This is a genomic window from Fibrobacter sp. (assembly GCF_017545445.1).
Classification (GTDB): domain Bacteria; phylum Fibrobacterota; class Fibrobacteria; order Fibrobacterales; family Fibrobacteraceae; genus Fibrobacter.
Genome location: NZ_JAFWOM010000143.1, coordinates 12,976 through 33,291, shown reverse-complemented (window position 1 = coordinate 33,291; position 20,316 = coordinate 12,976). Strand labels below are relative to the sequence as shown.

18 protein-coding genes, 1 tRNA gene and 1 pseudogene are annotated in these 20,316 nt (G+C 47.4%); 7 read left to right on the top strand and 13 right to left on the bottom strand.

The genetic code is table 11. From position 1 onward, the window contains the following. The 4 genes and pseudogenes from IKG78_RS16930 to rpsP all read right to left on the bottom strand — a co-directional run. Nucleotides 1-194: 50S ribosomal protein L19 (locus tag IKG78_RS16930; RefSeq protein ID WP_290945662.1), on the bottom strand; the 194-nt coding region annotated here is incomplete at its 3' end. Between the two features lie 16 nt (nt 195-210). After that, a complete protein-coding gene (gene trmD / locus IKG78_RS16925; RefSeq protein ID WP_290945660.1) occupies nt 211-915 on the bottom strand; it encodes a tRNA (guanosine(37)-N1)-methyltransferase TrmD in 705 nt (234 codons plus the stop codon). Further along, nucleotides 912-1,526 (bottom strand): ribosome maturation factor RimM, encoded by a 615-nt coding sequence (rimM, locus tag IKG78_RS16920; protein ID WP_290945658.1) that lies wholly within the window; start codon nt 1,524-1,526, stop codon nt 912-914. Before rimM ends, trmD begins: the two co-directional genes overlap by 4 nt. A gap of 180 nt (nt 1,527-1,706) precedes the next feature. Next, nucleotides 1,707-1,967: pseudogene (gene rpsP, locus IKG78_RS20440) on the bottom strand (30S ribosomal protein S16); the annotation flags it as partial. A gap of 462 nt (nt 1,968-2,429) precedes the next feature. Between rpsP and IKG78_RS16910 the strand changes: the two are divergent. Beyond that, nucleotides 2,430-4,517 (top strand): fibrobacter succinogenes major paralogous domain-containing protein, encoded by a 2,088-nt coding sequence (locus IKG78_RS16910; protein ID WP_290945654.1) that lies wholly within the window; start codon nt 2,430-2,432, stop codon nt 4,515-4,517. 138 nt (nt 4,518-4,655) lie between these two features. Next, nucleotides 4,656-5,042, top strand: coding sequence for a hypothetical protein (locus IKG78_RS16905; RefSeq protein ID WP_290945652.1), 387 nt, complete (start codon nt 4,656-4,658; stop codon nt 5,040-5,042). A 200-nt stretch (nt 5,043-5,242) separates the two neighbouring features. Here the strand turns inward: IKG78_RS16905 and IKG78_RS16900 are convergent, their stop codons facing one another. The 3 genes from IKG78_RS16900 to IKG78_RS16890 all read right to left on the bottom strand — a co-directional run bounded on the left by IKG78_RS16900 (nt 5,243) and on the right by IKG78_RS16890 (nt 7,889). Beyond that, complete coding sequence (locus IKG78_RS16900; RefSeq protein WP_290945650.1) at nt 5,243-5,977, bottom strand: hypothetical protein; 735 nt, start codon at nt 5,975-5,977, stop codon at nt 5,243-5,245. A gap of 395 nt (nt 5,978-6,372) precedes the next feature. Then, nucleotides 6,373-7,065, bottom strand: a complete 693-nt coding sequence (locus tag IKG78_RS16895; protein WP_290945648.1) for a hypothetical protein — start codon at nt 7,063-7,065, stop codon at nt 6,373-6,375. A gap of 11 nt (nt 7,066-7,076) precedes the next feature. Next, nucleotides 7,077-7,889, bottom strand: a complete 813-nt coding sequence (locus IKG78_RS16890; RefSeq protein ID WP_290945646.1) for a TIGR02147 family protein — start codon at nt 7,887-7,889, stop codon at nt 7,077-7,079. 357 nt (nt 7,890-8,246) lie between these two features. Here IKG78_RS16890 and IKG78_RS16885 point away from each other — a divergent pair, with 357 nt between their 5' ends. The 4 genes from IKG78_RS16885 to IKG78_RS16870 all read left to right on the top strand — a co-directional run bounded on the left by IKG78_RS16885 (nt 8,247) and on the right by IKG78_RS16870 (nt 13,372). Then, on the top strand, nt 8,247-9,845 hold the full coding sequence (locus IKG78_RS16885) for a hypothetical protein (protein WP_290945644.1): 1,599 nt from the start codon (nt 8,247-8,249) through the stop codon (nt 9,843-9,845). 85 nt (nt 9,846-9,930) lie between these two features. Continuing rightward, the gene (locus IKG78_RS16880; RefSeq protein ID WP_290945642.1) at nt 9,931-12,384 is read left to right on the top strand and encodes an FISUMP domain-containing protein; all 2,454 of its coding nucleotides are present in this window, start codon (nt 9,931-9,933) and stop codon (nt 12,382-12,384) included. A gap of 230 nt (nt 12,385-12,614) precedes the next feature. Beyond that, complete coding sequence (locus IKG78_RS16875; RefSeq protein ID WP_290945640.1) at nt 12,615-12,833, top strand: hypothetical protein; 219 nt, start codon at nt 12,615-12,617, stop codon at nt 12,831-12,833. 11 nt (nt 12,834-12,844) lie between these two features. Then, the gene (locus IKG78_RS16870; RefSeq protein WP_290945638.1) at nt 12,845-13,372 is read left to right on the top strand and encodes a GNAT family N-acetyltransferase; all 528 of its coding nucleotides are present in this window, start codon (nt 12,845-12,847) and stop codon (nt 13,370-13,372) included. A gap of 140 nt (nt 13,373-13,512) precedes the next feature. Here IKG78_RS16870 and ffh read toward each other — a convergent pair whose 3' ends face one another. The 4 genes from ffh to IKG78_RS16850 all read right to left on the bottom strand — a co-directional run bounded on the left by ffh (nt 13,513) and on the right by IKG78_RS16850 (nt 16,456). Further along, the gene (gene ffh / locus IKG78_RS16865) at nt 13,513-14,877 is read right to left on the bottom strand and encodes a signal recognition particle protein (RefSeq protein ID WP_290945636.1); all 1,365 of its coding nucleotides are present in this window, start codon (nt 14,875-14,877) and stop codon (nt 13,513-13,515) included. Between the two features lie 85 nt (nt 14,878-14,962). Further along, nucleotides 14,963-15,487 (bottom strand): hypothetical protein, encoded by a 525-nt coding sequence (locus tag IKG78_RS16860; protein ID WP_290945634.1) that lies wholly within the window; start codon nt 15,485-15,487, stop codon nt 14,963-14,965. A 31-nt stretch (nt 15,488-15,518) separates the two neighbouring features. Continuing rightward, the gene (locus tag IKG78_RS16855) at nt 15,519-16,022 is read right to left on the bottom strand and encodes a hypothetical protein (protein ID WP_290945632.1); all 504 of its coding nucleotides are present in this window, start codon (nt 16,020-16,022) and stop codon (nt 15,519-15,521) included. Nucleotides 16,023-16,383: 361 nt separating this feature from the next. Further along, a tRNA-Gly gene (locus tag IKG78_RS16850) sits at nt 16,384-16,456 on the bottom strand. A 72-nt stretch (nt 16,457-16,528) separates the two neighbouring features. On the opposite strand from IKG78_RS16850, the gene IKG78_RS16845 reads away from it, so the two are divergent. After that, complete coding sequence (locus tag IKG78_RS16845; RefSeq protein ID WP_290945630.1) at nt 16,529-17,182, top strand: hypothetical protein; 654 nt, start codon at nt 16,529-16,531, stop codon at nt 17,180-17,182. Nucleotides 17,183-17,321: 139 nt separating this feature from the next. Here IKG78_RS16845 and nudC read toward each other — a convergent pair whose 3' ends face one another. Together nudC and speA are read right to left on the bottom strand one after the other, a co-directional pair. Beyond that, complete coding sequence (gene nudC / locus IKG78_RS16840) at nt 17,322-18,152, bottom strand: NAD(+) diphosphatase (protein ID WP_290945628.1); 831 nt, start codon at nt 18,150-18,152, stop codon at nt 17,322-17,324. A 191-nt stretch (nt 18,153-18,343) separates the two neighbouring features. Continuing rightward, nucleotides 18,344-20,242 (bottom strand): biosynthetic arginine decarboxylase, encoded by a 1,899-nt coding sequence (gene speA / locus IKG78_RS16835; RefSeq protein WP_290945626.1) that lies wholly within the window; start codon nt 20,240-20,242, stop codon nt 18,344-18,346. Between the last annotated feature and the right edge of the window lie 74 nt (nt 20,243-20,316).

The window sequence follows — 20,316 nt, the reverse complement described above, 5'->3', positions numbered from 1 at the left end:
GACATCTTGCGGACCGTGATGGACTTGCCGATGCCAGAGTTCTTCTGCTGAATAACGACGCCCTTGAACGGCTGGATACGTTCCTTGGTACCTTCGATAACCTTAACGTTAACGGTAACGGTATCGCCAGCGCGGAATGCCGGAAGGTCGGTCTTCAAATTTTCATTCTGGATTGCTTCAATGTTCAGGGACATAATGTGTACCTCGTTATTATTTGTCGCCAAATGTAGTATATTTTTCAAGATTTTTAAAGATGTCGGGACGTCTTTCTTTCGTTCTTTTTAACGATTCTTGGCGTCTCCACTCTGAAATCTTCTTGTGATGACCCGAAAGTAGCACTTCGGGCACCTTTTTTCCTTCGAATTCTTCGGGACGGGTAAAGACCGGCCAACCCAAAACGCCTTGCGCGAAGGAGTCGGTTTCGCCGGATTCCTTGTGACCGAGAGCCCCGTCCAGCAGACGCACTACGGCGTCCGTGACGAGCATCGCCGGAAGTTCGCCTCCGCTCACGACAAAATCTCCGATGGAAATTTCCATATCGACTTCAGTTTGGCGGATGCGGTCATCGATTCCCTTGTAGTGTCCGCAGACGAGAACAAGGTGTTTTTCTTGAGAGAGTTCTTTTGCAATCTTGTGGGTGAAAGGCACGCCGTCTGCCGTAAGGTAGATGACTTTGCCGCCATCTTCCTTGACTCCCGTACTGCGAATCGCGTTTGCGAGCGGTTCGGGACGGAGCACCATGCCCGGTTCGCCACCGTACGGAACGTCATCGACCTGCCCGTAGGCGTTGATGGCGAAATCCCGCAGATAAACTGTATTGAACTCGAACAAGCCTTTTGCCTGAGCGCGGCCCATGATTGAACTTTTCATCGGCGCGAACATTTCGGGGAAGATGGTGATGCAGTCGATCTTCATCTTTCCTCCGGGCAAAGGGATTTTAAATAGTCGCTATCGCAAACAATGTACTTTCCGTCTTTGCTGATTTCCGTGACGCAATCGTCAATCCATGGGGCGAGGATGGACTTGCTGCTGTATTCGGATTGCACCGCGAGGTCGAACTTTATGAGGAAAGCATCGACCGTCATCAGTTCTTGCACTTCGAGGACTTCGCCAATGTCGCGACCGTCTTCGGTGTGCACGCGGAAACCTTCAAGCTCGTCAAGGTAGTATTCGCCTTCGGGGAGCGGGAGACGTTCCGATTCGGGAATCATCACGTCGCCGTTGACGAGGACTGCTACTGCTTCCGGGGAGTCAAAACCCTTGAATTTCAAGTGCCAAATGTCATTGGCGACTTTGGCGTCTTCAAGGGTAAGCTCCACAATTTCGCCATTTCTCTTTTGAACACGCACGTTTTTAAGGCTCTTGCAGCGGTTCAAGTCATGGGTCAGGGGCATCGCTTTGATGTAGCCTTTGACGCCATGCGCGCGCATGAGCTGGCAGACGGTGATGTATTCTTGAGAATCCATTTTAGACGAAAGACGAGAGATAATTGTTTGTTGCTTGCTAAAGAAAAAAGTCCCGTGCATGCGGCACGAGACTCTTTATTAAAGGCGTGATTAAGCCTGTGCTTCTTCTGCCGGAGCTTCAGCAGCTGCCTTGGCAGCCTTTTCAGCTTCGAGGCGAGCCTGAGCCTTCGGGCTCAACTTGCGCTGCTTGGACTTGAGTTCGCGAGCGACCGGAGCCTTGCCTTCGATGGAGCGGTTGGCCTTGAGTTCGTGGAACAAGTCAGAAATGCCAGTCTTCTTGAGGAGAGACTTGACGGTGTCGGACGGCTGGGCGCCGACGGAGAGCCACTTGAGAACCTTTTCCTGTTCGAAGCGGATTTCCGGCTGCTTGAGGTTCGGGTTGAAGAAACCGACCTGTTCGATAAAGCTATCGTCGCGTGCCTTACGATTGTCGATGACGACGACGCGGTAGATCGGGTTGTGACGCTTGCCGAAGCGGGCGAGACGGATAACAGTTGCCATTTTATACCTCTTTATGGGGTTTTCCCGAATTTTCGGGGTTTTTGTTCTTTGATGCCAAATATAGTAAACTTACTTTTGTGTGTAAAGGACGGCAATGTAAAAAAAATCCGTTGTTTAAATACAAAATAATTAAAAAGAGCGAAGAAAATGGGTCGGAAATGTCGCGAAAGTGGCGAAATTTGACGAAAAATGAGGATTTTTGGACCGTTCTAAAAATGTCACCCCGGCCACGGTGCCGGGGCCAGTTTTATCACACTGTCACCCTGGATTTATTCCGGGGTCTGTTTTTTCGCGTTGTCATCCCGTGCTCCGTCACGGGATCGGTTTTTACCCACTGTCTCCCCAGCCTATGGTCACTGGGCCGGTGCACTGAGCTTATCGAAGTGTTGCTGAAGTGTGCCGGGCAGTTTTTTCATCCCTATTTTTTACTATTGTTAGTATTACGTTAGAAAGGACTTTCTTATGAATCGCTTGTTCTCTTTGCGAAACCCTGTTGGGGTGATAGGTGCCGTGGCGGCGTTCGTGTTTTCGCTTTCTGCTTGTGGGGATGATTCCGGCAATAGCAGCTATAATGCGAATGATTTTAGCTTGCAAGTGGAATCTATGGGCGAACTCCCTAATTGTAGCAAAAATCGTTCAGGCGATATCGCTGAGGTCCTTGGAGAAAGGAAAGCGTACGTTTGCGATAACGGACGCTGGGAATTTGACCACGATATTCTGGATTCGGTAGAGACCGAAGATGATTTGCCTGTATGTCTTTCTAAAAACGAAGGGAACTCTGTTTGGGTCGTGGATGAATCGGCAGTCTTTGCCTGTATCGACCGCAAATGGGAAAAGCGTGAAAAGGAAGAACCCGAAAGTTCTTCAGCGACAAAGAAAACTGCATCGAGTAGCAGCGAAAAACAAGAAATTTCTTCATCAAGCGTGAAAAAAGAAACATCTTCGTCCAGCAAACCTTTGTCTTCTTCCAGCATCTCGCAGAAGTCCAGTAGCAGTGTTATTTCTAGTTCTTCTAGTGTTTCATCTCCCGAGTCATCCTGGAGTGGAGGCGGAGCCGGAGCAATCGGTTCCATAACAGACTCCCGCGACGGTCAGACCTACAAGACAGTCACCATCGGCTCGCAGACATGGATGGCCCAGAACTTGAACTTTGAGACTGCGAACAGCTATTGTTATAATGATTCAACGAAATACTGTGAAAAATATGGTCGCCTATACATGTGGGGTGCCGCGACAACAGCTTGCCCAACTGGTTGGCATTTGCCGACAGAAGCAGAGTTTAAAACTTTGTTCACTGCAGTCGGTGGCCAGTCAACAGCGAGTAAAATACTCAAATCGACTAGTGGTTGGAATAATAGCGGTAACGGCACGGACGCCTACTTGTTCTCGGCGTTGCCTGCCGGCTACAGGAACGGCGGTGGGGAATACATCAGCGAGGGCAGCCAAGCGTACTTTTGGAGTTCTACTGAGAGCAATAGCAATTTCGTATTCAACATATTCTTGCACTACAACAGCGGCAAAGCGGAAGAGTACGTCAACCTCAGGGATGTCGGTTTTTCAGTTCGTTGCGTCAAAGGGGAATCGGCTGAAAAAATGTCATCTTCTTCCTCTGGCATCACACCGAAGTCAAGCAGCAGTGTAAAATCAAGTAGCTCCGTCGCGTCGAGCAGCAGTGTAAAATCAAGCAGCTCTGTCGCATCGAGTAGCGGTGTAGCCAAGTCGTCTTCGTCTAGCGTTGCACCGAAGTCGAGCAGTAGTGTAAAATCAAGCAGCAGTTCTGTCGTGGAATCCGGCTCATCATCAAGCTCCGTTGCCAAGTCAAGCAGCAGCTCTGTGAAGTTATCGTCAAGCAGTTCTGCAAAATCTAGCAGCAGTTCTGTCGTGGAATCCGGCTCATCATCAAGCAGTGTCGTCAATTCCGTCTCGATTGGGTCTTTCACCGACTCCCGCGACGGCCAAACGTACAAGACGGTAAAAATCGGTTGGCAGACCTGGATGGCCCAGAACCTGAACTACAAAACGGCAAACAGCTACTGCTACAACGACAAAGACAGCAACTGCTCCAAGTACGGTCGGCTTTATACGTGGGCTGCAGCTATGGACAGCGCTGGCAAATGGAGTCTGGACGGCAGTGGCTGCGGGTATGGCCTAGATAAGAGATGCGCTCCGAGATACCCAGTGCAAGGCGTATGCCCCGTAGGCTGGCATTTGCCTTCGGTATCGGAATGGAACACCCTGTTAACGGGCTACCCAGTGGGCGGAGAAGTGACTGCGGGCAAGGTTCTCAAGTCCACGTCCGGGTGGAAAAGTAGTGGCAATGGCACGGATGCGTACTCGTTTTCGGCGTTGCCTGCTGGCATCAGGTTCCCCACTGTGGTGAGAGGGGTTTATGATCTCGAAGGCAACTACGCGTACTTCTGGAGTTCTACAGAGTTCGGTGACAGCCACGCATACTACATGTACTTGTTCTACAGCAGCGATGGTGCGGAACTTCTGGACACCGACGTTTTCAAGAACGACGCTATTAGCGTTCGTTGTTTAAAGAACTAGGCAAATTTTTGGGGGCGTTGTGGGGACTTTTCCTTCCCCTTATATCATGCCCAAAATTTGTATATATTGCACGATGGTTCAGGAATCCTTTGAAATGGCTCAGATTCTGATGGAAAAGGAGACCTGCAAGGTTTAGATATGAGTAATTTAGACGAAAGAACGCTCGCTAGCTCGCTACAGACTAGAGACGAAAGAGAAAAAATGGCGTATCACGCAAAGATGAAAGAGGCGATATCTCTCGTCCCTCGTCTCTCGTCTCTCCTCCAGACAGACAACCTTCGTCGTGTTTTTTCCGAGACTGGCGAGAACCTTGAAATTCTCAAGGGTGTGTTAGACGAAAGAACGCTCGCTAGCTCGCTACAGACTAGAGACGAAAGAGAAAAAATGGCGTATCACGCAAAGATAAAAGAGGCAATATCTCTTGTCCCTCGTCTCTCGTCCCTCGTCTCTTCTGGAGTTCTACTGAGAGTAGCGGCAACGCGTACCATATGTACTTGCTCTACGTCAACGACGCTGCATGCTTGACCTCCACGGAACACAGCGAGCTGTATGGTTTTTCAGTTCGTTGCGTCAAAGACTAGCAAGTCGAGCGTCGCGGAAATAAGCTAAGCTTATTTCCATGACCGAGGTGCAGCAGTCTGCACTACGAAGTAGTGCCACGACTAGTTTTAAGACAAATGTAGCCGCAGAAATGGGCTCACCATCCAAAATAATCATCAGGAATTCTAATCATGCCATACAGGCTCGATTTGTGGGCGAATTCTGCATCTTTCGACTGTTTTAGTGGCAAAATTCGTCCAGCTCGGGTCTTCGTAATTGTAGGATAGATGCGGCAAGAAGTATCGTGGGGATTGATTCGAGGAATCCTTCGGGGATGGAATTGGCTCTATTTTTATATCGCAAGCGATTTTTGTTTCTGTTTCTTCCGTGATATCGCCGAATTCGGCTTTGCAAGATTGCTTGAATTGCGTTTTGGATTGGCGGAACGCTTCGGTATCGAAAAGCGGGTTCGTCCATTTTTTCGTGATGATGTTGTTGTGCAAATGGACGGAATATGAAATGGTGTCTGTTTCGGTTTCGCACATGATTACATTGGCACTGCCGCCATAGACGTTTGCTACGGTTCCGCTTTCTAGCCGGATTCGGTATGGCAAGCACCATAAGGGATCTTCTGGGTTCTCCGGATAGCACCAATTATCCACTGTAATGCCGTTACTTATCGGGTTGCCGTTCAGCCAGCTTTCGAGAGTCTCTTCGGTTTCGGCGGAAACGGTCAATGTTGGCGGAGCGGATGTCGAGTCAGTGGAATCGATGCGTACTTGTGCGTTCGACCCGCTTGATGTTTTAGCGGCGGATGCTTCCGGTGCGGTCGATGGACTTGACGAACACGCCGCAAGCAATGCAACTGCGGCTCCGATGATTGTTCTTGTGATTGATTTGGTGATGGTTGTGGTATTCATGATTTTTTCTCCTTCTTGATAAGTTGTACTCCATAACGGCCAGGAGGTGAAATCCTGACTCTGTTTTAGAATTCTTATGGAACTTTGTGTTTGTTTTACATACTAAAAACGTTATTTGGTCGTTTTGATATGTAATTGATGACTTGTGATTTTATGCGTTACATATTAAAACGCTTTTTTAACGAGTTTAGTATGTAATTTTTGCTTGAAAAAAGCCTTTTTTATAGCTTTTTTGATTAAAAATGACTCCCAAAGGCTATTTTAACGCTTCTGATTGGCATTTTTCGTTCATTTTTACATACTAAACATCAAAAATTTGATTTTAGTATATAATAGAACAAAGTATCGTGCTTCTAGACATGGATAATTGCGTGAATTTCCTTTATTCATCTCCTTTATTCTCTACAAATTCCTATAATCAGCTTTCCGTATTTTTCCCAGTTCGGATCGGTGTATTGTATGGCGTTATTCTTGACTAGGTTTTCTTTAGTCGGTGCTATTTTGCAACTGTAGCTTTGCTGCCCTTCGGTACTCCTTTCTGTTTCTGTAATAAATTTCCCATTTTCGTGGACGCAATCCGCTTCGAATTCAGTTGCTGTTGATGTTGCCGCGGTATCGGGAATCGCAAATGTTTTTTGTATAAGCGAACTCGTAACTTGGACTATGTAAGCGAACCATGTTTCTTCTGTTTCACAACTGAGTGCTGCAAAATTATCGATTTCAATGTGCCGCAATATCCCGTGTTCGGTCTTTACTCCTGCGAGCAAACTTGTATGTTGTGCTGACGAGTCTGGATAAAAGCCTATATCGTAGGATGGGGGGAGAATGGTCGTTTTCGAATCGACAGTGAATGTTTTTTTGCCTTGGAACCAGATGGCAGAAGCGCTATCGATGGCTGCGTCGATTTTTGCTGTAATGGCGTTCGGCTGTTCGTCGGTTCCTGCGGTATTGTCGTTCCCGCAGGCCGTAAGGAATGTCGCGGCTAAGGTGGCGGTTGCGAAGAACAGGATTGCGATTTGCGAAAATGAAATCGCTGTAAATCTTGCGAATGCGGCAACTGTGGTGGACAAAATATTTGCATAATTCATAATCGTTTCCTCTATACTTTGTCTGTCAACGGAAATAGTTGCAAGTTCAGACGGTAAACTTGGTCGATTTTTTTGCATTCGTTGGCAAGAGCGATGACACGTTTGCGGCAGTTGTTTATTTCGTCGGAAATCAGAGTGAGCGTTTCTGCGTTGATGCCCATCGTGACTCCCGAAATGTTTCTTTCGTTCACGTCGATTTTGTCGATGGCTTCCTTGGCGAGGTCGCTCATTTCGCGGTTCATGGCACGGAGCGCAAGCGGAATCGCCTCGGATGAACCGGTGATTGCCTTGTCCGTTTGCTGGTACGTATTTTCGGCGGTTTCCTTGAGGAAATTCGCTTTGGTGAGCAGCGCTAGCGAATCGCGGACTTGCTGTGCCGTGAAGGCGTGCTTGATTTTTTTTGCTATTTCAAGCGGGAGGGCGCCTGGCATCAGCGGGGCGAGTTCGCGGACAATGGAGTTGATGGCGGATTCGTAGTAGTTGAACATGTCCGCGTCGATGACTCGTGCCTTTTGCTCCTTGGCGATGCGGTTGAGGTCCGCGAAAGCCGCTGTTTTCTTTTCGTCGTTTGCGGCGTTCCCGAATTCGACCATTTTTTCGAAGTAAGCGAGTTCAAACCCCGAAAGCTTCATGGCGGCGGCGACTCGCGGAACCCCCACGCGGCTCAGCGAACTCTTGCCTTCGCATACAAGCTTGAGGTAAGACGGCGAAGCGAAGCCGGCATCTTTCGAAAATTCACGCCAGGTAAAGCCGGATTTCTTTTGCTCTTCGTAGAAATCCTGCATGTAGTGGCGGTAATCTTGATATTCGGTTATCGGTTTCATGGTCGTTAGGGGTTAGGTGATAGGTTTTAGGGGTTAGGGTTTAGGTAATAGGCTTTATGACTGTCACCCCGGATTTATTCCGGGGTCGTCTGTTAATGATCGCGTTCTCCTGCTTGATTATAATATAGCTTCAAAAAATGCGAAAGTCAATAGATTGTGATACAAAAAATGCGATTTTTAAATAAAAACTGCAAAAATTTTAATATATAAAAAATTATTTTTGATGAATGAAACAAAATGATTTGCGAATGATACAAGACTGAAAAATCCTGCCGCTCAAAAACTTTGACATCGCTCCTTTTTTTGATTATGTTTGACATAATAAATTTAACGTTCCGTTGGAAATAGAGGCTTTCAATGAAAATCTACCGTCAAACGTTCCCCTATCTTTTCGTTTCTCTCTCCTTGCTCCTTGCAGCTTGCGGTGATGATTCCGGCAGCAACAGCACGACTGTGGTTAGCAATGTTGATTTGCAAGTGGAGAACTTTGATGAACTGCCGAACTGTAGCAAAAATCGCAATGGCGATATTGCCGAAGTTCTTGGCGAACGGAAAGCGTATGTTTGCGACAATGGCCGCTGGGAAGTCGATTATGATATTTTGGATTCGGTAAAGACCGAAGATGACTTGACCGTATGCCAGTCTAAGAACGAAGGCGATTCCCTATGGGTGACTGATGAATCTGCAGTATTTGTCTGCACTGACCGCAAGTGGGAAAAACGCGAAATAGAATCTTCTGCGGATAGCGACTCTAAAGAAAAAGAGTCTTCGTCCTCTAAAAAAACAGCGTCGAGCAGCAGTGTGAAAGCGGTGTCGTCTAGTTCTAAGAAAGCGGGATCGTCCAGTGCTAGCAAGTCTTCTAGCAGCAGTAGCAAAAAAGCCGATTCTGGCACTTCGACAGGCTCAGTGACCTTAGAGTCCGGGAAGACGAGTAGCAGTAGCAAAAAGGATGCTGCTTCGTCAAGCTCTGTCACTAAGACGAGTTCGTCATCCAGTGCTAGCAAGCCTTCAAGTAGCAGTAAGAAAGCTGTGAGTTCATCGTCAAGCTCTAAGGTCGTTGAAAAGTCTAGCGACTGCAAGTCTTCGAGCAGCAAGAAGGTCGAGTCCTCTAGCTCGGCTGCACCGATTCTCACTGGTGGTGGTACATGCGCTCCTACTAAGTCTGTTGTGGAGCAAGGCGAAACCGTCGTTTGGAAATATACTGTTGGTGGAAACGTTAAGGCTACCGATTTGCTTGATGCAATTTTTAAGTGGTCCACTCCAGGGGGCACGCCTGAATCGTTTGAAAGCAAAGGTACGGTGTCCGTTAGCGATGCTGTTGTGTATGAGACTTCTGGACTGCATTCAGCAAAGCTTGTTCTTTCTACATCGAAGGAAACCTTTAATATCAATTGCGATCCGGTTCAGGTCAATGGTGCACAGATTACCGGTTGTAAGTGCTCGACCGAGGCTGGATCGGTGGATTTTACTGCAACTCCAGACGTAACGTGGAACGTATCTGGTTGTTCCACTGGCACGGGTTTGGAATTGTCGTATGAATGGGACGGTGCCGCAGGCGCAGACGCCTATACCAAGACCTTTTCTGCAGCGACTAAAGCTTATGCACCGAAGCTTATTGTAAAGAATAGCGACAACACCATGGTTGAAGTGACTTGCCCGTCTGTAAAGATTACTGAGGGTCCTGAATTTGAGATTAAAGCATCACAAGGCTCAGGTGCAATTCAATTGCCGAAAGGGACTTCGAGAGTTGTTTTGGATACTGATGCTTACAACAACACCGTGTTCTGCAATGTAAGTCGCGTTGATTCACCTTCCGGTGAACTCGAAGGAACGGTAAATAAGGTTGCTATTAAAGGTCATGATTATATCGCAGTGGCTATGCCGGCTGGTGAACTTGTTAAAGGGGCTGTGCTGGAATTTATACTTAACGTTCCGGCAACTTGCGGCGTGCAGTAATCAGAAACGTGCAAAATCGTGATGATGTTTTTTTGATTATGTTTGGTATAAAAATTTAACAGGTCGTTGGAATTAGAGGCTTTCGATGAAAATTTACCGTCAAACGTTCCCCTATCTTCTCGTTTCTCTCTCCTCGCTCCTTGCACTCGCTGCTTGTGGTGACGATTCTGGCACAGGTGGTAAATCCGATGCGGGGAATGTTTCCTTGCAGGTCGAATCATCTGATGATTTGCCGAACTGCAGTAAAAATCGCAATGGTGACATTGCCGAAGTTCTTGGCGAACGGAAAGCGTACGTCTGCGACAATGGCCGCTGGGAAGTCGATCACGATATTCTGGATTCGGTAAAGACCGAAGATGACTTGTCCGCATGCCTTACCAAGAACGAAGGTGATTCCGTATGGGTGACCGATGAATCCGCAATTTTTGTCTGCACTGACCGCAAGTGGGAAAAACGCGAAATAGAATCTTCTGCGGATAGCGACTCCATCCCGACATACAAATCTGAGGATAAATTGCCGAACTGCACCAAGGACCGCAACGGCAATTTGGCTCTTGTCGATTCCGAGGCTCGTCTGTGTGTTGACGGCAAGTGGAATAACGTAGGCGAGGCCTATTCGTCAAGCGATGAAATGCCCAATTGCACCCGCAAGCGCGATGGCAATACCGCTTTTGTAATCGAAGATCGTCAAGCGTTTGTCTGTACCGATGGCAAATGGAATGAAAATGAATCTGTTGAAAAAGAGGTCAAGCCGACAGCGAAATCTTCGTCGAGCAAGTCTTCGTCGAGCATGTCCGATAAGGGTTCCGACGGCAAGTCGAGTGCAAAAGCTGTGAACTCCAGCAGTGCCAAAAGTGACAAGGCTGGTTCCAGTAGCGGAAAAGCCGACGCGGCAAGTTCCAGCAGCGGCAAATCTGTCAGTTCTAGTAGCGGCAAAGTTGTTGCCTCCAGCAGCGCGAAAACAGATAAGGTAAGTTCTAGCAGCAAGGCCGACGCTCCTAAAAGCTCCAGCGCAAAAACCGAAGTTAAAACGACCGGCACGGTGAAGGATTCCCGCGACGGGAAAACGTACAAGACTGTTAGAATCGGTAATCAGGTATGGTTTGCCGAAAACTTGAATTATGACGATGGCCATGGTTTGTGTCCCATGCGCGAAAAAGAAAACTGTGCTAAATATGGCCGCCTGTATAATTTTGAATCCGGATCCGAGGCGGGGGCATCCTCTATTTTGTCGCTTTGCCCAGATGGTTGGCATATTCCCGATTCCTTGGAATTTGTGGAATTTATTTCGTATGTGTCCAGAAGCAATGGCGGCGAACCTGTCGGGGTGAGCCTCAAGGCGACTACGGGTTGGTATGCTGTAGGCGATACCGTGACTATTCCTGGTGATGGTTATGCTTCGATGGGCAGCTTAGATTCGACTCGCATAGCGGCGGCTCTTGGCACGGACCGCTTTGGCTTTGCGGCACTCCCGGCCGGCAGTTGCTGGGATAATGGCGGATGCTACGTCGGCGACGATACTCGATTCTTTTTTATGAGTGCTGATTACTATGGAGGCGGTTACAAGCTTGCATTCGATAAAGACGAGTTTATGTATGATGAAAGCGCTAAGTTTGGAAGTATTTCGGTCCGTTGCTTGCAGAATCAAGATGTTAAGATAGATGCCATGCCTTCTACAATTGTAGTTGATTCCTTAATGTGGATGGCAGAAGATTTGACAACAGGAGGAAATAGCGAATTTAGTTTGCATGAAGCTCTTGCCGCATGCCCGAAAGGCTGGCGCCTGCCCACGACAAATGAATTTATCAGTGCTGGCAGGGAATGGGAAAAATTGTCCTTTGTTGAAAAAACGGAATACTTTGCTGCGGATAATCAATACCATGTTACATATACTTGTGGATCGTTGGGTTGCAGTTGGAGTACTGGGAATTCTCAAAAAGCTTTGAAACACGTCCGCTGTGTCAATGAAGGTAAATTAAAGGCTGTTTCAGGGTGTGCTTGCTCGGCGTCCAAGCTGGACTCGAATCACACGGTCACTTGGTCTGTTTCGGGTTGCAAGGAGGGCGATTACAAGGTCTCCGGCTATTCATGGGACTTTGGTGAAGAATCTGAGGATGTGACAACATCGGGTGCCAAAGCCTATAAAAAGTTTAACACGTTTGAAATTGTCACGCCGTCGGTTGCTGTCAATAGCAGTGTGAGTGTGGATGGCAAAAGTTACAGTGTGGCACAAATGTTGACATGCCCGTCGGTAAGGGCAGGGGTATCGGATTCGACCATTGTTTTCTCGGACAAGATAAACGTTAAACTGCATGCTGGCCGAAAATATACAGCTATGCTGGAGGGAAAATGCGATAAAGCGAGCCTTAGCTGTACTTTTGATGATCAAGATGACGAATCAAAAAAAGCATCGATAAAAGTTGGTGTGCATGAATTTGAAGGGTCTGGTTCTATTGAAGGTTCCGTAAAAACTGTTTGCAATGGAGTGACTTTTACAGTTAAAGCTTCTGACGATATGGAATGTTATATAAGTTATTAAACTAAAAGTTTCTTAACGAACGTGCCAACCTAACTTTAGGTTGGCATTTTTTTTGGAATGTCGCCTATTGATGGCAAAATGAATGGCTCGCAACGCAACCCCTTGTTTTTGAAAATGGAACATTTTATATTATAGGAACCACCTTAGCGGTGTGTTGCCGGGTTTCACCAGTCTAGTGATGCTCCATAGTTATTATATCGTTACTTATATGAAAAATAAAGGACATAGCTATGGCTAGACCGATTCGTGAAACTCCGATTCTCTTTGGCGAAGATGCCCGTCGCTTTTTAGCAGCGATGGAGGAACGCCGCCCGGAACCTCCAGAAATTCGTGCCCGCCGTTTGCGGAATTACGAACTGATGAAAAAGGCTTACGAGCTGGGTATGGCCGAAAAGCGTGCCCGCGAAGAAGCCAATGGAGGTGTTGATCCGTGGTTCGACAATACATAGAAAAACCAAATGTGCGATTTATTCGATTAAATTCGAAAAATACGATAAAAGATTTTACTTGTGGCGACCCAGATTTAGATGATTTCATTCGAAATCGTGCGTCGGAATTTCAGAAGCATTTGCTTTCGGTGAGTTATGCTTGTGCGGACGCTGATACGGGTAAAATGCTAGCCTATTGCAGTCTTGCCAACGACAAGGTTGCCGTGGGCGATTTCAAGGACAAGACCGAATTCAATCGTTTCCGTAAAAAACAGGGATTTCCGAACGAAAAACGTCTGAAAAGCTACCCTGCGGTTAAACTGTGCCGGCTAGGCGTTGACGAATCCGCCAAAGGATGTCAAATCGGTACGACTGTTTTGGATTACATCAAGTCGATGTTTGTCTTTGAAAATAAAACGGGTTGCCGATTCTTGACGGTTGATGCGTATTTGAGGGCGGTTCCCTTTTACGAAAAGAACGGGTTTCGCTTTATGAACGCCGAAGATGACGACCCGCATACTCGCCTGATGTACTTTGACTTGATGGATTTGGTGGCGTAAAAGTTATCCGTTTTTGAACGAAAAAAAGTCCGCTAGCTCTTGCAAACGGACTTTTAAAATGTGTGGACTGCGCGATTCTCGTGCGAAAAAGCTCAAGTAAAATGCTCGGTGCTCTCTCGCGTCTGCGAAATGCGAGGCGCCTATCTCTTTTTCTTCTTGTTTTTGTCCTTAGGCGGCGTGTAGTTCGAACCGATCGTGCCACCGTTGTTCTGGCGCTTTGCAAAATCGCCGACCTTCTTGAACATTTCCTTCATGCCTTCGTACTGCTTGAGCACCGCATTTACGCGGGCTGCATCCGTGCCGGAACCCTTTGCAATACGGGCCTTGCGGCTGCCGTCGATAATCTGCGGCTTCTTGCGTTCCTTCGGCGTCATGGAACTGAGCACCGCTTCTACATAGACGAGCTGCTTTTCGTCAATCTGGTCGAGCGGGAGCTTGTTTAAGCCCGGGATGAGGCTCAAAATGTCCTTGATGCGGCCGAGCTTCTTGATTGTGCGGAGCTGTTTCAAGAAGTCATTCAAGTCGAACGTGTTGTTAAGAATCTTCTTCTTAAGGTCCTTTGCGTCCTTTTCGTCGATGACCTGCTGAGCCTTTTCGACGAGCGAGACCACGTCGCCCATGCCGAGGATTCGGCTTGCCATGCGGTCCGGGTGGAAAAGGTCGATTTCGTTCAGCTTTTCGCCAACGCCGATAAAGCATATTGGCACGCCCGTCATCTTCTTGATGCTGAGGGCTGCACCGCCGCGGGTATCGCCATCCATCTTCGAGAGGCAGACGCCCGTGAAGTTCAGACGGTTCCAGAACGTTTCGGCGACATTCACCGCTTCTTGACCGATCATCGCATCGGCGACGAACAAAATCTCGTCTGGGTGAACCGCGTCGCGAGCCTTTTCGAGTTCCTGCATCAACTCTTCGTCGATTTGCAAACGGCCTGCCGTATCGTAAATCACGAGGTCATGGCCATTGTCCTTTGCGAACTGGTAGCCGTGCTTGATGATTTCGACCGGATTGCCTTGGCCTTCGTCATAAACCGGAACGCCGATGGACTTGCCGAGCACCTGCAACTGCTTGATAGCGGCCGGACGGTAAACGTCTGCGGCGACGAGGAGCGGTTTCCTCTTCTTCTTGCTGCGCATCCAGAGAGCGATCTTGCCTGCGAAAGTCGTCTTACCCGAACCCTGCAGACCAACCATCATGATGCCCACCGGGGCTGGTGCGGAAAGGTTTATTTCCTTAGTTTCGCCACCCATGACGGATACAAGCTCGTCGTGGATAATCTTCACAATCTGCTGACCTGGGGTCACGGAATTGAGCACTTCGCTTCCGAGCGCCTTTTCCTTGACGGACTTGACAAAGTCGCGAGTCACGTTGAAGTTCACGTCGGCAGCGAGGAACGCACGACGCACTTCACGCAGCGATTCAGCCACATTTTCTTCGGTAAGTTTGCCCTGCCCACGCAGGTTCTTGAGAGTATTTTCTAGAGAATCAGTCAGTTGTGAAAACATAGTGGGTCAAAGATAGTAATTAGACGAGAGACGATAAATGCGTAAGGCGAATATTGCTGCAAAAAACATGCTTTTTTAATCTGTTTTATTTTATGCCAAAGAAAAACTCTTTTAAGGTCATTTCTTCGGTTAAAAGGTATTGACATAGACTTTGCATATTACTTGCGGAAACCGCAGGAGTAAAGGAATCTGCAAAAGTTGCATCCATAACGTAATCTGCTATAATGATATCTCCATTGCAGGCTATATTTTTTACTCTTATGGTTTCTGTATTTTCTCCTACCGATTCGATTGATTTTTTCATATAGAAACACATAAAATCTAAATCGGATTCTTCAAGTCCTTTAAATGTTTGTGTGTTGCTATATCTGTTCCCTTCGAAGACGAATACTTCGCTCCAAGACCAGTTTTTTAATGTTAAATCAAAGAAAACAGTATCTTTATCAAACATTGCAGTACATGATTGTGGTTTTTCGTTCCAGTTGATGACAAACGATGTCGGCGGAATGCTGTATGTTTTTTCTGGTTCGCTTGATGTACTGCTATCGCAAGCGTTCAACAAGAATATTGTGACTGTTGTAATAATCGGTAAAAGAATCTTTTTTATCATGCGGTATTTCCTTTGATTGTATTTTTACTTTCTATTCATCGTCGTCGCTGAATAAAAATTCCTTTATGCTTGAATTAAGTGCGTCTTGACACATTAATCTATCAGTGTTTGTGATATTCTCTGTTGTCAAGGTTGCGTCTATGATGGATTCTTGGATAATGCTGTTTCCTGCGCAAATAGGATTTTTTATTTTCATTTCGGGAAATTCATTTAGAAGTTCCTCTCGTCCTTTTTTAAAATAATTGCACATAAATTCTAAATCAGATTCTTCAAGTCCTTTAAATGTAATTGTGGTATGAAGGCTGTTTACATTAATGTTTTGAACCATATTTATAGACCAATTCTTTAATGTTATAATGCTGAAAATCGTATCCTGCATGATTTGTGTTGTACAGGATTGAGGTGTTTCGTTCCAATCAATTATATTCGATGCAGGTAGGGTGTCGTATGAATCTGGTGAATTTGAAGAATTGTCGCAAGCATAGAATGAAAATGCTGCTGTGATAAAAGTGGTAAATAAAAGAATTTTTTTCATATGAGGTTCCTTGTATTTGTATAATGAATAATTTTAATTATTTATTGCAAATTTGTCATAAAAATTTTTGTGGTAGTCTCTATTTAGTTTAATCTCAAACCTAAATGGTTGGATTGCGTTTTGAGGAAAATTGATTCACTTTATTCACTTGTAAAGAAAAAGGGTTTGATTCGTCGTCAGTCACCGCTTCGCGGCTGACTCCTCACCCTAACGGGCTTATCGCTTACGCGATAATTCCAAAATTCGCTCTTCGGACTTCGTCCATGATCGAATTTTGTCGAACCCTCTTCTCGGGTTCTCGACCCTTTTTTTACCATATAAAAAAAGAAAAACCACCTCATAGGTGGTTTCTCTTTTTTCGAGCGGGAAAAGGGTCTCGAACCCTCGACATCGACCTTGGGAAGGTCGCGCTCTACCAACTGAGCTACTCCCGCGTGGGTAGTGTTAATTTAGTAAAATTGAGGGGATTGTAAAGGGATGGGTCGCTTTTTTTCTATCATTGTTGCATGCAAAAATCTAAATTCCATTCTATTTGCAAAGTTTTTACGGCTTTCGTTTGTTTTATTGCTTTGGACCTTGCTTGGGGCGAGGAGCGGTCTGTTTGGCAACGGTTTGTGAATTTCTTTACGCCAAGCGGTTCGATTCAAGGGGAGGGACCGGTTTTTGACGAACTCAGGGGCGTGGAATCGCAAATCGACAAGATCGAGGTTCAGTACACTAGGGAACGTCGTCCCGGTAATAAGACGCGTTTCCGCAAGCAATTAGATAGTTTGCGGAGTGTTCGTGATTCTTTGATTACGGTGATCGAAAATATGCCTATGTCGTCGGGTTCTGTTGTGAATTCGTCGGTAACGGTACAGTCTGTATCGTCGAATGGCGTGCAATCGAGTGCTGCGCTCTCCAGTGCGGATGTTCCTGCATCAAGCTCTTTGCCTGCGAGTTCGTCTTCTACTGTTGAAACGGTTCCGGCGACCGCGACTGTTCCTGCGGTTGCGTCTGCAGAAGCTGCTTGCGTTCACGATACGGTTTTTGTCCACGATACGCTTGTCGTTCGCGATACGGTTGTGATTCACGATACTTTATACGTTGTTCTCGCAAACAAGCCCGAAGCCGCCGCTCCGAAAGAGAAGAAGAAAGCGGATAAAACCTCGAAAAAGTAATTTTTTGCGTGTCATCCCGGACTCCGTTCCGGGATCGGATCTTCCTTTTTAATGAAAATGCGCGGCATCTCGACCGCGCTTTCCTAGACTCGTCATCCTGACCCTTGAAGGAAGGATCCTGTGATTTCTTGCCGTAGCTTTATTCCTTAATCGTCCATCCCGAGCGGAAATTTTCGATTAAGCAACTGCTGATGCTTACGCTCGTATCGTATTCGGGAATATCTTCGCGCTTGACCCATGTGGCACAAGCGAGTTCAGCTTCTTGCATGTGGATGGTCGGGTCGCCGTCGAGTTCTGCGGTGTAGCCCGAGATGAGCGATTCCGAGAACGGCCACGGCTGGCTGCCGAAGTATTTGATGTTTTTGACACGGACGCCTGCTTCTTCAAGGACTTCGCGCTTGACAGCTTGTTCGAGCGATTCGCCAATCTCCACAAATCCTGAAATAAGGAACAATCGCGTTTTATCGGGATTGTCTAAGTTGCGTGCCATCAAAAGCTCGTTGCCGTTGCGTACAGCGACAATCACGACCGGCGAAATCCTGGGATAGACCGTGTTCTTGCAGGCTGGGCAAATCATGGAACGTTCCTTGATGCCTCGCGCCATGAGGTGACCACACTTGCCGCAGAATTTGTTCAAACTTTCCCACTTGGCGATGTGTGCCGATGTTGCTCCGCCGAGACGTTCCAAGTGGTTTTCTAGCGTGCGGAACGTGCGGTTGCCACGGAATTCGTAACCTTCAGGAATTTCGGGCAAGTTCGAATTGCACAAGAAATAAGCATCCCCGTCGATGCTAATCAAGTAATGGCACTCGCATTGCGGAAACTCGCTCACACGCGGAATCTCGTAATTGTCACCCGCCTTCTTGAATAGCGTTTGTTCGCCATTGTAAATAATCAAGTAATCGGTTGGCTTCGGGGCAATGTCTTTAAATTCGTTATCTAACTTGTGCGGTGTAATTTCGTGAATCATGATATGTCCAATTTTTTGGGCTTTTCCCTTGTAAAAGGCGACCCCGGCACAGAGGCCGGGGTGACATTCTACTTTCACTTTGAGGTATGAGCTCGGACCTTTCGGTCCTTTGAGTATTGATAATCGCACCTTCGGTGCCATAATAAACTCAAAGCATTACGAAGTAATGCGACCTCATTGCTCGTAGCTCATTACTCCAGATACGTATATCCGTAAAGTCCGGAACGATAGATGTTCAAGAATTCCTTGCCTTCCTGAAGCGTAATCTTTCCTTCCTTCACAGAGCGCGTGACCCAGTTTTCCATGTTGCGGACAAGAGCCTTGTCGCTGAAGTTCACGTAGTCGAGCACGTCTTCCACGGATTCGCCGTCAATCACCTTGTCGATATCGTAGCCGCCCTTGTCGTTGCAGACAATGTGCACAGCGTTCGTATCGCCAAAGAGGTTGTGGAGGTCACCGAGAATTTCCTGGTAAGCGCCGACGAGGTAAACCGCGATAAAGTACGGTTCGTCTTTCTTGATCGGGTGGAGCGGAATGGTGCGTGCCACTTCGCCGCCGCGAACGAACATGTCAATCTTGCCGTCGCTATCGCAAGTCACGTCCTGAATCGTCGTCTCAATCGTCGGTTCTTCGTCCAAACGCTGGATCGGCATAATCGGGAACACCTGATCCACGCCCCAGCTGTCCGGGAGGCTCTGGAAAAGGCTGAAGTTGCAGAAGTACTTTTCGGCAAGCAAGCGCGGGAGTTCGCTCAATTCATAAGGCGGATGGCGCAAGTCGCGTGCGAGCAAATCCACCTTGCGAGCGATACTCCAGAACAAACGTTCGCTCATGGCGCGCGTCTGCAAATCTACGTCGCCCATCTTGAAACCGCTCAAGGTGTCGTCGTTAATTTGCATGGCATCGTGCCAGCTTTCGAGCAAGTTTTTCGGAGAAAGGCTCTTGTAAATGCCGTACAAGTCCTTCAGTGCTACCGGAGCGTCATCGCTAATTTCGTGAACGCTCTCGTCAAAGAAGGCTTGGCCTGCCGTTTCAAGCACGTTGAACACCAAGATGGAATGGTGAGCCGAAAGTGCACGGCCCGATTCCGCAATAATGTTTGGATGCTGAACGCCGCCGTTTTCGCAAGCTTCGTACATCGCATAGACAACGTCGTTTGCGTATTCCTGGATGGAATAGTTCACTGAGCTTGCGTTAGAACTGCGTGTGCCGTCGTAATCCACGCCGAGGCCGCCGCCCACATCCACGAATTCAAGGCCCATGCCCATCTTCTTAATTTGAACGTAGAACTGCGACACTTCGCGGAGTCCATTCTTGATATGGCGAATGTTCGTAATCTGGCTACCCAAGTGGAAGTGGATGAGCTTCATGCAGTCTTCCATCTTCTCTTCTTTGATGTAGTCGAGTGCTTCCAAAAGTTCAGAACTGTTCAGGCCGAACTTGCTGTGGTATCCGCCGGATTCTTCCCACTTGCCGCTGCCAGAGCTTGCAAGCTTGATGCGAATGCCGATGTTCGGGCGCACGCCGATGCGACGAGACAAATCTACAACCAAGTGAAGCTCGTTCATCTTCTCGACGACAATGAAAATCTTCTTGCCCATCTTCTGCGCAAGGAGAGCCAGCTCGATAAAGTCTTCGTCCTTGTAGCCGTTGCAGATAATCAACGCGTCCGGATTTTCCATGTTCGCAAGTACCGCGTGGAGTTCCGGCTTGGAACCCGCCTCGAGGCCGATGTTGAACTTGGAACCGTGACTCACCACTTCTTCCAAGACCGCACGCTGCTGGTTCACCTTGATCGGGAAGATGCTGTAATGGCCACCTTTGTAGCCATATTCAGTCGTCGCCTTCGTGAAGCACTCGTGAATCTTTTCGATGCGGCTGTCCAGAATATCCGGGAAGCGCAACAACACAGGAGTCGAAACATCGCGCAAGGAAAGTTCCTGCACGAGCTCGTAAAGGTCGATGCTCGGACCGCCATTCTTGATCGGCGAAACCGTCGCGTGACCCTTGTCGTTAATGTCAAAGTAACTTACGCCCCAGCCCTTTACGTTGTAAAGATCTCGGGAATCGTCAATGCGCCATTTTTTCATAAAGGATCCTTCGGATCAGTAGTCAGTAGACAGTAGGCAGTAGACAGGACTATCAAGAGAACTGTCTACTTCTA

Excerpts from the sequence above, each read along its gene's own strand:
- trmD (WP_290945660.1), bottom strand. The coding sequence starts at position 915 with ATGAAGATCGACTGCATCACCATCTTCCCCGAAATGTTCGCGCCGATG.
- rimM (WP_290945658.1), bottom strand. The coding sequence starts at position 1,526 with ATGCACGGGACTTTTTTCTTTAGCAAGCAACAAACAATTATCTCTCGT.
- IKG78_RS16910 (WP_290945654.1), top strand. The coding sequence starts at position 2,430 with ATGAATCGCTTGTTCTCTTTGCGAAACCCTGTTGGGGTGATAGGTGCC.
- IKG78_RS16905 (WP_290945652.1), top strand. The coding sequence starts at position 4,656 with ATGAGTAATTTAGACGAAAGAACGCTCGCTAGCTCGCTACAGACTAGA.
- IKG78_RS16900 (WP_290945650.1), bottom strand. The coding sequence starts at position 5,977 with ATGAATACCACAACCATCACCAAATCAATCACAAGAACAATCATCGGA.
- IKG78_RS16895 (WP_290945648.1), bottom strand. The coding sequence starts at position 7,065 with ATGAATTATGCAAATATTTTGTCCACCACAGTTGCCGCATTCGCAAGA.
- IKG78_RS16890 (WP_290945646.1), bottom strand. The coding sequence starts at position 7,889 with ATGAAACCGATAACCGAATATCAAGATTACCGCCACTACATGCAGGAT.
- IKG78_RS16885 (WP_290945644.1), top strand. The coding sequence starts at position 8,247 with ATGAAAATCTACCGTCAAACGTTCCCCTATCTTTTCGTTTCTCTCTCC.
- IKG78_RS16880 (WP_290945642.1), top strand. The coding sequence starts at position 9,931 with ATGAAAATTTACCGTCAAACGTTCCCCTATCTTCTCGTTTCTCTCTCC.
- IKG78_RS16875 (WP_290945640.1), top strand. The coding sequence starts at position 12,615 with ATGGCTAGACCGATTCGTGAAACTCCGATTCTCTTTGGCGAAGATGCC.
- ffh (WP_290945636.1), bottom strand. The coding sequence starts at position 14,877 with ATGTTTTCACAACTGACTGATTCTCTAGAAAATACTCTCAAGAACCTG.
- IKG78_RS16860 (WP_290945634.1), bottom strand. The coding sequence starts at position 15,487 with ATGATAAAAAAGATTCTTTTACCGATTATTACAACAGTCACAATATTC.
- IKG78_RS16855 (WP_290945632.1), bottom strand. The coding sequence starts at position 16,022 with ATGAAAAAAATTCTTTTATTTACCACTTTTATCACAGCAGCATTTTCA.
- IKG78_RS16845 (WP_290945630.1), top strand. The coding sequence starts at position 16,529 with ATGCAAAAATCTAAATTCCATTCTATTTGCAAAGTTTTTACGGCTTTC.
- nudC (WP_290945628.1), bottom strand. The coding sequence starts at position 18,152 with ATGATTCACGAAATTACACCGCACAAGTTAGATAACGAATTTAAAGAC.
- speA (WP_290945626.1), bottom strand. The coding sequence starts at position 20,242 with ATGAAAAAATGGCGCATTGACGATTCCCGAGATCTTTACAACGTAAAG.